Here is a 13,639-nt window from a genome sequence, read left to right as displayed (position 1 = left end):
AACGCGAGCTGTCATATGACTGCCCTCCACGGAGGGGGTCGGATGATCCGGCCATCTGCTCGTCGCACCCCACGACGGGAAGGCAGGAAAATGAGCAGACTCAAGCGCACGACCACCACGGCGACGGCCCTGGCCCTGGCCGTGTCCGGGCTCCTCGGAGCCGCCGCCACGGCGCACGCGGACGCCGCGTACGACCAGATCACCATGCTGAAGCAGGAGAAGACCCAGTGGTGCTGGGTGGCCTCCGGGCTGACCATCGCCAAGTTCCAGGGCTACGGCTCGACCCAGAGCGACTTCTGCACCCGCGCCAATCCGTACTACGGCTGCAACAACCAGCCCGCCACGCTCGACGACATGGCCAGGGGCTGGGGCAGTCTCGGCATGTCCCACACGGGCACGGGGCTGAGCAGGGCGGCCACGTTCAGCGAGGTCCAGACCGAGGTCCGGGGGCCCCGGCCCGTCGGAGCGCGCATCGGCTGGACCTCCGGCGGCGGGCACATGAACGTCGTCTACGGCTACGACACGTCGAACAACACCATCGGCGTCGGCGACCCGTGGCCGGACACGACCACCTACACGTGGTGGAACTACAACGACTACGTGAGCAACAGCTCGTTCAAGTGGACCCACTCCCGGACCGGGATCTCAGGCTAGGAGAGCGACATGCGCGACCAGAGAACGTCCGCGACGCGGCGGGCCGCCCGCTTCTCCCGCCTCCCCGTCACCCTGGCACTCGGCGCGTCCGTCCTGCTGTCGGTGGGAGCCGGCCCGGCCGGCGCGGCCAAGGGCCCGGCCGACCTCCCCAACCTCCAGGCGGCCCTGGACACACTGAAGTCGACCGCCACCCACGACGCGGTCTGCCGCTTCCTCAGCGCACCGGTGCCCGGCGGTGAGTCGCCCGGCGCGGTGGTGACGCTCCCCGCGAAGGCCGACCCCTGTGAGGGCGTGCCGACCTTCACCATCAAGGACCCGGTGGCCCTGAACGAAATCGCGCCGGCCTTCGTCGCGGGCACCGCCCAGCCCACCCTCACCGACGCGGTCAAACTCGCCTACGCCGTCGCCGGCGTGACCACCTCGGCCGGCCGCACCGCCACCGTCCTGCTCGCCCCCACCGGCACCACCGGCTGGCACCTGGCCGCCGTCCGCGAAGGCGACACGGACGCCACCTACGCCGGGAAGGCCGACCTCGCGACGACGGTGTTCAGCGAGCCGCAGATCCACGGCTACTACCAGCTGAAGCTCACCACCGTCGAGCCGCTGAACGACGCGGCCCGGCAAGGGCTGAACGGTCAGCCGTCGGTGTCGCTCGCCGACTACCAGAAGCTGGTCAAGGGGCGCTACGCCGACAAGCAGCCCGGCTCGGAGTACGACACCAAGGGCTTCTCCAGCGGCTTCGGCGCCGGGCGCCCGCACTCCTCGACGTCCTCGGCCCCGCTGGTCCTCGGCGGATCGGGCGCCGCGCTCGCCTTCGTCGGCGGCGCCGTCGGCCTCCTCCGCCGCAGGCGCGCACGCCTCCGCTGATCAGCGCGAACCGTCCGTAGTTCCCCTCCGGACGACCCGTACTTCCCCTCCAGGCTTCGCCCCGGTCCCCGGCCGCCCACGCCCCGGACCGGGGCGAAGTCCTGTCCGGACGGGAGCGGGCGCGCGCCGCGGGGGCCGTTGGCCGCGGCGTCGGCGGCCCTCAGGACGTCGTGGCGACGTGGTCCGTGAACCACTCGCACGCCAGCTCGGCCACCGTGTCCAGAGCGCCCGGCTCCTCGAACAGATGGGTGGCGCCCTCCACGACCACCAGCCGGTTCTCGCACCGCAACCGGGCCGCCGCCCGCCGGTTCAGGTCCAGGACGGTCTCGTCCAGGCCGCCCACCAGGAACAGCGTCGGCGCCCGGACGGCCTCCAGGCGGTCCATGGCCAGATCCGGCCGGCCGCCCCGGGACACCAGGGCCGCCGGGCCCTCCCGGCCCTCCTCCGCCGCCGCCCACAAGGCCGCCGCCGCGCCCGTGCTCGCGCCGAAGTAGCACAGCGGGACGGACTCCCGGCGCATCCACTCCGTCACCTGGCCCAGCCGGCCGGCCAGCAGACCGATGTCGAAGACCTTCTCCCGGTCCGCCGCCTCCTCCTCCGTCAGCAGGTCGAACAGCAGCGTCCCCAGGCCCGCCCGGTTCAGCACCCCGGCCACGGCACGGTTGCGCGGACTGTGCCGGCTGCTGCCGCTGCCGTGCGCGAACAGGACGACCGCCGGCGCGCCCGGCGGCATCGTCAGGTCGCCGTCCAGCGTGACCGTACGGTCGTCCACCGGCAGCTTCACCGGGGCCGGGCCGTGGATGTGCGCCCCGGTGTGCGGCGGCGCGGACGTGTCGTGCCGCAGCAGGGCGACGACTTCCTCGTCCTCCGTCTGCGAGAAGTCCCGGTACCACTCGCCCACCGCGGAGAACCCGGCCGGCGCCGACAGGTACACCAGCTCGTCCACCTCGCCGCGCAGCGACTCCACCGCGTCGGGCGAGGTCACGGGCACGGCCAGGACCACCCGCCGGGCCCCCTGGGCCCGCGCCACCCGGCACGCCGCGACAGCCGTGGAACCGGTGGCGATCCCGTCGTCCACCACCACCGCCGTGCGGCCCTCCAGCGGCACCCGCGGCCGCCCGCCGCGGAAGCGGTCCGCCTGCTCCCGCAGGTGGTGCTCCTCGGCCCGCTGCACCTCCGCCAGGTCGTCCTCGTCCACCCGGCCCAGCCGCATGATGTCGTCGCGCACCACCCGCACCCCGCCCTCGCCGAGCGCCCCGAAACCCAGCTCCCGGTGCGAGGGGACACCCAGCTTGCGCACCAGGATCACGTCCAGCGGCGCCCGCAGCGCCCGGGCCACCTGGTACGCCACCGGCACACCGCCCCGCGGGAGGCCCAGCACGACGGGATCGTCTCCGCGCAGGTGTTCCAGCCGCTCGGCCAGCCGCCGGCCCGCGTCCACTCGGTCGTCGAATCGCATCGTCCACCTCCGGCAGCCGGGGTACGCCCGGCCGGCGGGAAAGGTCTCCCTTCCACTATGCGACCCCCGTCCGTGCGCACCAACCCGGCCGGGGGCGCTCAGCCGCCGTCCGCCAGCGCCGCCCGGACGCGCTCCGCGACCCCCTCCGCCTCCGCCTCCGACGCGTACCGCGTCCGCGGCCAGAAGAAGCCCCGCAGCCCGTCCTTCCGGTTGCGCGGCACGACGTGCACATGGAAATGCGGCACCGACTGGCTCACCTTGTTGTTCGCCGCGACGAACGAACCGGCCGCGCCCATCCCGCGCTCCACCGCCCCGGCGATCCGCCGCACCCGCGCGAAGAACGGCCCCACGTCCGCCTCCGGCAACTCGGTCAGGGTCACCACGTGCCGCCGGGGCACCACCAGCACATGCCCGGGGAACAGCGGCCGGGCGTCCAGGAACGCCACCACCGCGTCGTCCGCCAGCACCCGGTGGGCGGGCGCGCCGTCCGCCGCGATCGCGCAGAAGACGCAGTCCGCCGTCGGGGGGTCCTGTGTTGTCCGCATGGTTCCGAGTCTCCACGGGATCGTGGGCCGGCGGCACATCCTGTGGCCGGGGAGCCGTCGCGGCCGGGCCGCTCATGAAACCCCCGGGAACGGGCAAGCGCACCCCAGCAGGTGATCTTGAAATGTGGAAGCCGACGTGGGGGAGCCGCCGACGATGACGATGCCCGAGCCCTCCGCCCCGCGCCGGGGCCGTACCGGACGCCGGACCGCCTTCGCCCTCGCCCTGCTCGCCATCGTCGTCTGCGGCGTCGGCCTGACGCTGCGGACCGCCGCCGCCCACGCCGACGAGCATCCGGCCGGCGCCCTGGTCGCCCTGCTCGCGCTCGGCTGCGCCGGGGCGGCGGGCCTGCGCGGGCGGCACCGGCTGCGCGGTGCGTTCGGGGCGACGGCGGGGTGGCGCGGGGACCGGGCGGCACCCGCGCCGGAGGCCGTTCCCCCGGTGGACTACACCGCCATGGACGCCGCCGAGTTCGAGCGGGCGATCGCCGACCTGTGCGCACGCGACGGCTGCACGGACGTCCAAGTGGTCGGCGGCGCGGGCGACCTCGGGGCCGACGTCCTCGCCACCACGCCCGACGGGCGGCGCCTCGTCGTGCAGTGCAAGCGGTACGGGCCCGACCACAAGGTCGGCTCCCAGGACCTGCAACGCTTCGGAGGCACCTGCTTCACCATTCACGGCGCCCACATCGCGGCCCTTGTCACCACCAGCGACTTCACCGGCCCCGCGCTCGAGTACGCCGCCCGCGGCGGCATCCTCTGCCTCGACGCGCGGGCCCTCGCCGCGTGGAGCGACGGCGGGGCGCCGCCGCCGTGGCGGCAGGGGGGCGGGGCCGAGGGCGCCGAGCGGGGCGGGCTCGCGCCCGGAGCGTACTCGTGAGTTCGGGGCGCGGCCCGGTGTGGTCGCGCCCCCGTCCCGCCCTTTCGCCGTTTCCCGGGGCTGACGCCCCGGACCCCGGAACCGCGTGCCGCGCGCGCGTCCTCGAACGCCGGACGGGCTGAACCGACCGCCATCCCGTGATCCGTCACCCCCCACCGGGCAGGGATCCCCCATGCCCCTCCTCGTCGGAACCTCCGGCTGGCAGTACGCCGACTGGCGCGGCGGCCTCTACCCGGACGGACTGCCCCAGCGGCTCTGGCTGGAGGAGTACGTCCGCCACTTCCCGACCGTCGAGAACAACAACGCCTTCTACCGGCTGCCCTCCCCGGACACCTTCGCCGACTGGCGCGACCGCACACCCGACGGGTTCGTGATGGCCGTCAAGGCCAGCCGCTTCCTCACCCACATCAAGCGGCTCCGCGACCCGGCCGAGCCCGTCGCCCGGCTGATGCGGCACGCGGCGGGCCTCGGCGACCGGCTCGGGCCCGTCCTGCTCCAACTGCCGCCCACCCTGCGCGCCGACCCCGCGACGCTGGACGCCGCCCTCGCCGAGTTCCCGTCCGGCGTCCGGGTGGCCGTCGAGCTGCGGCACCCCTCCTGGTGGACGGACGAGGTGCGGGCCGTCCTCGAACGCCGCGGCGCGGCCCTGTGCTGGGCCGACGCCGGTTCCCGGCCCGCCGGTCCGCTGTGGCGCACCGCCGGCTGGGGCTATCTGCGCTTCCACGGCGGCCGGGCCCGGCCCTGGCCGCGCTACGGCCGCCAGGCGCTCGCCACTTGGGCCGCGCGGGTGGCCGACACCTGGCCCCGGCGGGCCGACGTGTACGCCTACTTCAACAACGACCCGGGCGGGGCCGCCGTCCTCGACGCGGTGGTCTTCGCCCGCGCCGCGGCCCGCGCCGGACTGGACGTGGCGAGCGCGGCGCCCGCCCCGGCCGTCACCCCGCCCGCGCGACGATCCCCGCCAGCGCGCGCTCGGCGAGCGCCGTGATGGTCAGCGACGGGTTGGCGCCGCCCACCGTCCCGGGCAGCAGCGAGCCGTCGACGACGTACAGCCCCGGCACGCCCCGGACTCGCCCCTCCGGGTCCGTCACCCGGCCGATCGCACACCCGCCCACCGGGTGCGCCGTGTACGGCGGAAGCGGCACGGTCAGCGGCAGGGTACCGGGGTTGGCGGCGATGACGCGCCGGCTGAACGCCAGGGCGGCGCGGGCCGCGGCCGCCGACCCGTCGCCCCAGCCCGTCAGCCGCACCCGGCCGGTGCGCGGGTCGGAGCGGAACGCGCCCCGGTGGTCGCCGTCCGCCGTCATGCTCAGGGTGACGACCGCCGGCAGCCCGTGGAACCCGGGCAGCACCCAGCTCTCCGCGCGCAGCGGCAGCCCGCAGCCGTCCGGGACGAACACCCCCGACGCGCACGGGGACCCCTGCGTCGCCCCGTGCTGGACGAGCGGCTGCGAACGGAGGGTCACCTGGTCGCCGTTGTCGCCGAAGCCCTCGCCCACGGCCGCCGGCAGGTCGGGCAGGGCGCCCCGGTCGCGGGCGGCGACCAGCAGCCGGTTGGTGTTGAGCGTGCCGGCGGCCACGAACAGCAGGTCGCAGGTGAACTCCTCGGTGCCCAGCACCGCCCCGCCGGGCGTCAGCCGGCGGACCTCCAGCCGGAAGCGGCCGTCCCGCCGCCGGCCCACCGAGCGGACCTCGTGCAACGGACGCAGCTGCACATGGCCCGTGGCCAGGGCGGCGGGCAGATAGGTGCGCGTCAGGGTCTTCTTCGCCCCGTTGCCGCAGCCGAAGTCCGAGTCGCCGGCCGTCGCGGACAGCGGCACCCGGTGCGCCAGTTCGCCGCGCACCACCCTCCAGTCGAACGTCGAGTCGAGCGGCTCCGGCCGGAACCCCGCCCGTGTCACCTGCCGGTCCCACACCCGCGAGTGGAGGAACGGCCCCGACGCGTAGACGTCACGCGGCATCGGCGAGGCGCCCAGCATCGCCCTCGCCCGGGGGAACCAGACGCGGGCGAACTCCTCGTAGCGCAGCCCGGACGGGTACAGCCGCTCGAAGCAGCGGCGCGGCGGAGCCACCGTCACCCCCGTGTAGACCAGCGATCCACCACCGACGCCCGCCCCGCACCAGATGTCAAGCCCCGGCTCCTCCGCCACCTCCAGCACGCCCGGCCCCGGCCGCACCGGTACGGGCAGCAGCCCCGGATAGCGGGCCGTGCGGCGGAACCAGAACATTGTGTCCGTCACCCCGTTGACCGACCCGAACACCGGCCGCGCCGGGGCGACCGGCCACTCCCGGCCGCGCTCCAGCACGGCCGTGTCCATCCCGGCCTGCCCCAGGCGCAGCGCCGCGACCGCTCCGCCGAACCCGGAACCGATCACCAGCGCGCGGAAGTCCGTACGGGTCGCCGCCGCGGCGGCCCGGCTTCCCAGGGCCGCCGCGCCCAGGCCGGCCAGGCCGGCCCGGGCCACGAGGGCCAGTGCGTCGCGCCGGGTGCGTCCTGCCATTCGTGCCTCCTGATCGTGCGCGTGCTTCGCCCCCACCATCGGTTGCGCCGCACCGGCCGTCGCGGGACGCGCCCGGCCGCGTGCGCGGGGACGACCTGTTCGGCGAAGGGGCATCCCGCGCGTGGCGTCGGTCTTCCGGATGTGCCCCGGCCGCTCCCTTTCGCCGTGTCCTCCGGGGCTCCGCCCCCGGACCCCGGCATCGCGCCGCGCCGCGGGGTCCTCAAACGCCGGACGGGCTAAACGGCCGCCCGCAGCTCCTCCAGCGCCGCGCCCAGCAGCCCCGGCAGCCGCTCCGTGCCCGGCACACCCGCGTCGAACAGGAAGGACACGGACACCCGGGTCTTCTCCAGGACGAAGACGCAGCCGCCCGGGGACGAACCGACCGGTGGGGACACCGGGATGAGGCCGGCGATGCCCGGGCCGGTGTCGTGGGCGTCCGCCGGGATGACCGTGACGCCCAGCCGGGGCGGCGAGCAGTGGTGTACGACGCGGTGGGCCAGCCAGGCCACCGGCCCCGGCGCCCGCAGCAGGTAGCCGAAGAGTTCACGGAACCGGTACAGCGTCATCGGCCCGGTGTCGCGGACCACGTCGGCCAGCCGCCGCGCGGGGGAGGGCTCGGCGCAGGGGAGGGTGAGCGGCATGACGCCCAGGGCGCTGCCCAGGGCCGCGCGGTCCCCGGGATGGCGGAGGCTGACGGGCAGGTAGACCCGCAGCCCCCGGCGCTGCCGCCGATCGCACGCGCCGCACCAGTGGTCGGGCGTCCACGCCCGGAGGGCGCCGGCCAGCGCGGCGAGCGCCACCTGGGCGGCGGACGCGCCCGTGCGGCGGGTGAGTTCGTCGAACGCCGACCGGTCCAGGGTGGTGGTGTGCAGCGTCCGCTCGCCGGTGACGGCGGAACGCGGTGGCAGCCAGCGCGCCGTGCGCCCGAACAGGTGCGGGAGGAACCGTGCGCAGGCGCGCACCGTCTGCGGCGACGGCGCCCGGGGCGCGGGCCGGGGCGCGGGTGCCGGCAGCCGGGCGCCGGACAGCGCGGCGCCCATGGCCTGCGCCATCGCCAGGCCGTCCTGGAAGAGATGGGCCGCGCGGTAGGCCAGCAGGTACTCGTCGGGACGGTGACCCCGGATCAGGCGGACGCCCCACAGCGGCCGGTCCGCCGGCAGGGGAGCCGCCAGCGCGTCCAGCGCGCACCGGCCCGGGGACCGCCCGGCGGGCACCTCGACCTCGTCGACGTGCAGCGAGACGTCCAGCGCGCCCGCCGGCTCGAACCGCGCCCGGCGGCCCGTACCGCCCACCCGGTACCCGAGCGCCGGCACCCGCGCGACCGCGTCCGCCACCAGCCGCTCCAACTCCTCGCGGTCCGGCGGCGGCCCGGTCATCCGCGCCGCGATGCAGACGTGGGTGCGGGCCGGGTCCGCCGCCGTCCGGGCGCGCAGGTACTGGTACCTGTCCGACGGGCCGAACGGGACGGGGGTGTGGCCGCGGTCCGTGGGAAGCACGAGCATGCCGGGACCCTTCCTGCTGTGGCCGCTCGACGGGCGGGGCACCGCCCGTCAGACAGCCACTATGGCGCCCGGTCCGGCCGCGGACCGGCAGGGACACAGCCGCCGCGGCCCCGTCCGTCAGATGGTGACGCAGACACCGTCCTCGATGGTCCGGCCGTCGCGCTCCAGTCCGCCGCAGACCAGCTTGGCGTCCTTCTGCTCCCGGCCCACGGTCCACCGGTGGGAGGCGGCGTGCGCCTTCGGCGAGTGGTAGTCGCCCCAGTAGGCGCGGAGGGTGCCGGGCAGGCCGTCCTTCGTCTCCACCGTGATGTCCTGCACGAACCGGTTGTGATGGGCCGTCATCACACACAGGTACTTCCCGCAGTGCCCGTCGACCCCGGCCTGCGCGGGCGCCGCCGCGACCAGGCCGAGGGCGAGGGCGGCGAGGACGGTCCCGGTCTTCTTCCCGATGCCCAAAGGTCTTCCCCGTCTCCCGGTGCCGCGCCCGGGTGGCGCGGCCGTCGGCGGCCAGTAGACCGGCCTGCGGGCGGGAACCGGGGCTGTTCCCGGGGAACGTCCCCTGATCAGGGGAATTTCCGTCGCCTTGCCCGGGCAGGGCAAGGTGGTGCCGTACACGGTACGGAAACACAGAGGGCAAAGAAGGTAGGGGACGCCGCGATGGTGTTCAAGAAGCTGCTCGGTTCGCTCGGTGTGGGCGGTCCCACGGTCGACACGGTCCTGGACGGGCCGGTGCCGCCGGGCGGCACCCTGACCGGCCGGGTCCGGCTGTGCGGCGGCAAGGCGGACTTCGACGTCGAGCACGTCACGCTGGAGTTCGAGGCCCGCGTCGAGGCCGAGCGCGGTGACGGAGAGCAGCACGGCACCGTCGTCTTCGACCGGCACACGGTCGCCGGCGGCTTCCGGCTCGCGGCCGGCGAGGAGCGCGACGTCCCGTTCGCGGTGCCGGTCCCGTGGGAGACGCCGGTGACCGAGCTGTACGGGCGACCCTTGGGCACGGTCCTGGGCGTCCGCACCGAACTGGCCATCGCCGGGGCGCGGGACAAGGGTGACCTCGACCCGCTGACCGTCCGCCCGCTGCCCGCGCAGGAGGCGGTGCTGGACGCGTTCGGCCGGCTCGGCTTCGGGCTGCGCTCCGCCGACCTGGAGCTCGGCCACATCCGCGGCAGCGGTCAGCGGCTGCCCTTCTACCAGGAGATCGAGTTCGCGCCGGCCCCGCAGTACGCGTACGCCGTCAACGAGATCGAGGTGACCTTCCTGGCCGCGCCCGACGGCATGGAGGTCGTGCTGGAGGCCGACAAGCGCGGCGGCTTCCTCTCCGCCGGGCACGACGTCGTCACCCGTTTCCACGTCGCCCACGACACGGCGGGACGTGATTGGACGGCGGAGGTCGAGTCCTGGGTGCAGCGGCTGGTCGAGCAGCACGGCGCCCGCCGGGCGCAGCGGGAGACGCGGTACGGGATCCACCGCGAGGGCCGGCTCCACGACGGCGGCTCCCGGTCCGGCCCGGGCATGGGCACCGTCGTGGCCGCCGGTGCCGCGGGCGTCGCGGCCGGTGTGGTCGGCGGGCTGGTGGCGGCCGAAGTCGTCGACGAGATCGGCGACTTCTTCGAGGGGGATGACGACTGACGAGGGTGCGGTACGGGAGCCGGTCCGCACCGGCTCCCGTACCGCGCCGCCCGCCGCGTCAGCGCAGCAGGCCCGCCGCATGGAGGTCGTCGAACAGGAGCCGGTCGACCGGCGGGACGAGCGGGCGGTCCGCGTACGAGAACCAGGCCACCTCCTCGATCTCCGCACTGGCCGTCAGCGTCCCGCCGTACTCGCCCGTGTAGCAGCTCATCCGGACCACCGTGCCGTCCGGCAGCTCCGGCACCGGCGCCTCGTAGGTGCCCACGTGGGCCACCGTCTCCGGGTCGAGGCGGACCGTCAGCTCCTCCTCGACCTCCCGCAGCAGGGTCTCCAGGTCGCTCTCCGCGCCCTCCCGCTTGCCTCCGGGCACATAGAACACGTCCTTCCCCTTCGGTCGCGCGCAGAGGACCCGTCCGTCCTCGACCCGCACCCAGGCCACCGTGTCGATCAGCACGGGTTCCGCTCCTTCTCCGGTCCGCTCCGGCGGCCGGCGTGCCGCGCGGAAGGGGTCATGCAACCACAGGGCCGGGACCGGGGGCGTACTGCGCCTGCCCGTGGCCCAGGGACCAGTCGACGGACGCGTTCTCGGTGACGGTGACGAAGACGTTCCGCGGCTCGGTGCCGGCGCGGGCGTGGGCGAGTTCGGCGATCCGCCGGTACAGCGCCCGCTTGCGGTCGGGGGAGCGGCCCGCGCGCATGGTGATCGTGATGTACGCGATGCCCTCGTCCCGGTCGACGCCGAGGTAGCCGCCGTAGCGGAGGGTGCCGGTGGTGCCGTCGTGGTCGGTGAGGATCTGGAAGCAGTCGTCGGCCGGGATGTCGAGGGTTTCCTGGAGCGCGTCGTGGACGGCGCGGCCGAGCGCTTCCAGCCGGTCGCGGCCGGCTCCCAGGGTGTCGATGCGGACCAGGGGCATGGTGGGACTCCTCGTGCGGGTGGCGTTCCTGTGCGAGGAGTGTACATACCAGTAGGTACAGAGGTGAGGGAGTGTCAGCGGGGGCAGGCGGCTCCGGTGCCGTGCGGGCAGGGCAGGCGGGCGAGGGCCAGGTCGGCGACCTGCCGCGCGGGGTGGTCGACGGGGACGCGGACCCCGTGTTCGTCCGGTGCGAGGGGTTCCAGGTCGGCCAGTTGCGAGCCCAGCATGCAGGCCGGCATGAAGTGGCCGGTGCGGTGGGCGAGTCGGTCGGCGATGACCTCCGCCGGGCCGTCCAGGTGGACGAAGAGGGCGCGCCGGGCCGTCCGGGCCAGGGCGTCCCGGTAGCGGCGCTTGAGCGCGGAGCAGGTGACGACCCCGCCCCCGGCGGCGTGGGCGGTCATCCAGTCCGCGATGGCGGCGAGCCAGGGGGCGCGTTCGGTGTCGCCGAGTGGGATCCCGGCCGCCAACAGGGCCTTGTTGGACGCCGGATGGAAGGCGTCCGCGTCGGCGAATGGGGCGCCGAGGCGGTCCGCGATCAGCCGGCCGACGGTCGTCTTGCCCGCTCCGGAGACGCCCATGACCACGACGAGCGGCAGGGAGCGGGCGAAGGAGGGCCGGGAGGGGACGGTAGCTGGTTGCGTCATGGCGGGACGTTAGGTCGATGGGATTGTTCCGCTTCGGCGGTGTTCGCTTTTATCCGTCTCTTTTTGCTTTTAAGTGGCTTTTCTTTCGGTTGACTTCGCATGAGGAGGGGTGAGCGTTCCCCCAGGGCCCCGCAGGGAACCGGGCCGCACGGCCGCCGCGTCCCGCCCGGCATGACACGCGCACCCCGGCCGCCGGTCTGGCCGCGCTGCGGACGCGGGGCCGGGCCTGACGACCCGGTCGGCTGCCGCGGGCGCGCGGTGCCGCGGCCCGGCGGCGGCCCGCGCGCCTGCCTCGCCCACCTGGACGGGGCCGGCCGGGCGGCCTACCTCGCCGGACTGCGCCCCGGCGCCCGCGTCGACCACCGCGGCACCACCTTCGCCGACGACCTGCTCGACGCGCTCCTCGGCGCCCTGTACGACGAGGCTTCCGGGCGCGCCGTCGTCGGCCACGCGGCGTTCGAGGAGGCCCTCTTCCGCACGGGGGCGCGCTTCACCGGAGCGGTGTTCCCCGACGGCGCCTGCTTCGACGGCGCGACGTTCCTCGGCCGCGCCGACTTCAACGACACCGCCTTCGGCGACGAGACATCCTTCCGGAAGGCGTCGTTCCTTGACCACGCGTGGTTCCACGACGCGCGGTTCACCGGGCACGCCGGCTTCGGCGAGGCGCGCTTCCGCCGCGACGCGGGGTTCAGCCGGGCCCGCTTCCCGGCGGGCGCCGGCTTCGCCCGGGCCGCGTTCCACGACAGCGCCCACTTCAGCGCGGCCCGCCTCGCCGGCGAAGTCTGCTTCCGCGAGGCCGACTTCCACGGCGACTGCTATTTCGGCGCGACCGTCTTCCACGACGGCGTCACCTTCCGCGGCGCCGCCTTCCGGACCGCCCCCGCCCTGGGGCCGCTGGCCTGCCGCGGCACCCTCGACCTCTCCTGGACGCGGTTCCTCGGCACCACCACCCTGGAGGCCGCCGCCGGGTTCGTCGACTGCCGCAAGTCCTCGTGGGCCTCCGGCGCCGCGCTGCGGCTGCGGTACGCCACGGTGGACCTCGTCGACGTCATCGCCGAGCAGGCCCTGAGCGTCACCGCGCACCCCCGGGCCTTCCTGTCGGGGGCGGACGGCTGCCGGCCGTTCGAAGAGGTGGTCGCCTCCGGCGATCCCGGCGTCCGCGTCCGCTCGCTCAGCGGCTCCGACGCGGCGAACCTCGCCCTGAACGACCTCGACCTGTCCTCCTGCCTGTTCGGCGGCGCCCTCCACCTCGACCGGCTCGGCCTCGAAGGGTGCTGCGTCTTCGCCCGCACCCCGGTCCGCCGGCTGCCCCTCCTGCCCGTCCGGCGGTGGGCCCCGCGCCAGGTGCTGGCCGAGGAGCACCACTGGCGCGCCGCCCGCGGCTCGCGCGGCTGGACGCCGGCCCCGGAGGGCGTCGGGGTCCGCCCGCCCGCGGCGCTCGCCTCCACCTACCGGCAGCTGCGCACCTCGCTGGAGAACGGCAGGAATCACCCCGGCGCCGGCGACTTCCACTACGGCGAGATGGAGATGCGCCGGCACAGCGGCGAACGGACGGACGGTCGGCGCACCCTGCTCCTGCTGTACTGGGCGGTGTCCGGCTACGCGCTGCGCGTCGGCCGCACCCTGCTCTGGCTGCTGGCCACGACCCTGGCCACCGTCGCGGCGGTGGCCCTGTGGGGCCTGCCGCCGGAACCGCCCCGGGCCGCCACGGCCGCCGCGCCCCCGGCCCGGACGCAGCAGGAGCGGACGCGGCAGGAGCGCGGGCCGGCCGGCGGCCGGCTGGAGACCTCCGTACGGACGGTCCTCGGCGCCGTCGGCCTCCGCTCCGGCACCCCGGAGCTCACCCTCGCCGGCACCTGTGTGGACGGGACGTTCCGGCTGGTCGCGCCCGTCCTGCTGGGCCTCACCGCGGTCGCCGTCCGCAACCGGGTGCGGCGGTGAGCGGGACCCGGGCGAGTGTCCCGCCCCGGCGGGGAGTTGACACCGGACGTGTCGTGCGCGGGAGCGGCGTCGTTGAGGGCGATGAACTCATTCCGGGCTCATCGCCCAT

At 75.4% G+C, this 13,639-nt stretch carries 14 protein-coding genes; 6 read left to right on the top strand and 8 right to left on the bottom strand.

Annotation, left to right across the window (positions count from 1 at the left end):
• Nucleotides 1-90 precede the first annotated feature (90 nt).
• Entirely contained in the window at nt 91-654 is a 564-nt protein-coding gene (locus J7W19_RS02135) for a papain-like cysteine protease family protein (RefSeq protein ID WP_004942013.1), read from the top strand.
• A gap of 9 nt (nt 655-663) precedes the next feature.
• The gene (locus J7W19_RS02130) at nt 664-1,521 is read left to right on the top strand and encodes a hypothetical protein (RefSeq protein ID WP_004942015.1); all 858 of its coding nucleotides are present in this window, start codon (nt 664-666) and stop codon (nt 1,519-1,521) included.
• 160 nt (nt 1,522-1,681) lie between these two features.
• Here J7W19_RS02130 and J7W19_RS02125 read toward each other — a convergent pair whose 3' ends face one another.
• Both J7W19_RS02125 and J7W19_RS02120 read right to left on the bottom strand, forming a co-directional pair.
• Nucleotides 1,682-2,980 (bottom strand): phosphoribosyltransferase, encoded by a 1,299-nt coding sequence (locus tag J7W19_RS02125; RefSeq protein WP_004942017.1) that lies wholly within the window; start codon nt 2,978-2,980, stop codon nt 1,682-1,684.
• Nucleotides 2,981-3,078: 98 nt separating this feature from the next.
• On the bottom strand, nt 3,079-3,525 hold the full coding sequence (locus J7W19_RS02120; RefSeq protein WP_004942019.1) for an HIT family protein: 447 nt from the start codon (nt 3,523-3,525) through the stop codon (nt 3,079-3,081).
• 154 nt (nt 3,526-3,679) lie between these two features.
• Here J7W19_RS02120 and J7W19_RS02115 point away from each other — a divergent pair, with 154 nt between their 5' ends.
• Both J7W19_RS02115 and J7W19_RS02110 read left to right on the top strand, forming a co-directional pair.
• A complete protein-coding gene (locus J7W19_RS02115) occupies nt 3,680-4,402 on the top strand; it encodes a restriction endonuclease (RefSeq protein WP_004942021.1) in 723 nt (240 codons plus the stop codon).
• Between the two features lie 172 nt (nt 4,403-4,574).
• Complete coding sequence (locus tag J7W19_RS02110; RefSeq protein WP_004942023.1) at nt 4,575-5,390, top strand: DUF72 domain-containing protein; 816 nt, start codon at nt 4,575-4,577, stop codon at nt 5,388-5,390.
• Here J7W19_RS02110 and J7W19_RS02105 read toward each other — a convergent pair.
• From J7W19_RS02105 to J7W19_RS02095, 3 genes are all read right to left on the bottom strand, one after another.
• Nucleotides 5,338-6,903, bottom strand: a complete 1,566-nt coding sequence (locus J7W19_RS02105) for a GMC oxidoreductase (protein WP_004942025.1) — start codon at nt 6,901-6,903, stop codon at nt 5,338-5,340. The two genes, J7W19_RS02110 and J7W19_RS02105, sit on opposite strands and share 53 nt — an antisense overlap.
• A gap of 236 nt (nt 6,904-7,139) precedes the next feature.
• The gene (locus J7W19_RS02100) at nt 7,140-8,405 is read right to left on the bottom strand and encodes a hypothetical protein (protein WP_004942027.1); all 1,266 of its coding nucleotides are present in this window, start codon (nt 8,403-8,405) and stop codon (nt 7,140-7,142) included.
• 117 nt (nt 8,406-8,522) lie between these two features.
• On the bottom strand, nt 8,523-8,861 hold the full coding sequence (locus tag J7W19_RS02095) for a hypothetical protein (RefSeq protein ID WP_004942030.1): 339 nt from the start codon (nt 8,859-8,861) through the stop codon (nt 8,523-8,525).
• Nucleotides 8,862-9,062: 201 nt separating this feature from the next.
• Here J7W19_RS02095 and J7W19_RS02090 point away from each other — a divergent pair, with 201 nt between their 5' ends.
• On the top strand, nt 9,063-10,031 hold the full coding sequence (locus tag J7W19_RS02090; protein ID WP_004942033.1) for a sporulation protein: 969 nt from the start codon (nt 9,063-9,065) through the stop codon (nt 10,029-10,031).
• Between the two features lie 58 nt (nt 10,032-10,089).
• On the opposite strand, the gene J7W19_RS02085 is transcribed toward J7W19_RS02090, so the two are convergent.
• The 3 genes from J7W19_RS02085 to J7W19_RS02075 all read right to left on the bottom strand — a co-directional run bounded on the left by J7W19_RS02085 (nt 10,090) and on the right by J7W19_RS02075 (nt 11,589).
• Nucleotides 10,090-10,485 (bottom strand): NUDIX hydrolase, encoded by a 396-nt coding sequence (locus J7W19_RS02085; protein WP_004942034.1) that lies wholly within the window; start codon nt 10,483-10,485, stop codon nt 10,090-10,092.
• 55 nt (nt 10,486-10,540) lie between these two features.
• Nucleotides 10,541-10,945 (bottom strand): tautomerase family protein, encoded by a 405-nt coding sequence (locus tag J7W19_RS02080; RefSeq protein ID WP_004942036.1) that lies wholly within the window; start codon nt 10,943-10,945, stop codon nt 10,541-10,543.
• Between the two features lie 74 nt (nt 10,946-11,019).
• Nucleotides 11,020-11,589, bottom strand: coding sequence for a gluconokinase (locus J7W19_RS02075; RefSeq protein WP_004942037.1), 570 nt, complete (start codon nt 11,587-11,589; stop codon nt 11,020-11,022).
• A 171-nt stretch (nt 11,590-11,760) separates the two neighbouring features.
• On the opposite strand from J7W19_RS02075, the gene J7W19_RS02070 reads away from it, so the two are divergent.
• Nucleotides 11,761-13,530 carry a pentapeptide repeat-containing protein gene (locus J7W19_RS02070; RefSeq protein ID WP_040888815.1) on the top strand — a complete coding sequence of 590 codons (1,770 nt, stop codon included), beginning with the start codon at nt 11,761-11,763 and terminating at the stop codon, nt 13,528-13,530.
• Nucleotides 13,531-13,639: the final 109 nt, after the last annotated feature.

Origin of the sequence: Streptomyces mobaraensis NBRC 13819 = DSM 40847, from assembly GCF_017916255.1 — a bacterium.
Taxonomy (GTDB): Bacteria; Actinomycetota; Actinomycetes; order Streptomycetales; family Streptomycetaceae; genus Streptomyces; species Streptomyces mobaraensis.
The sequence above is the reverse complement of the archived record's forward strand: the minus strand, read 5'-3'. Positions and strand labels throughout refer to the sequence as shown.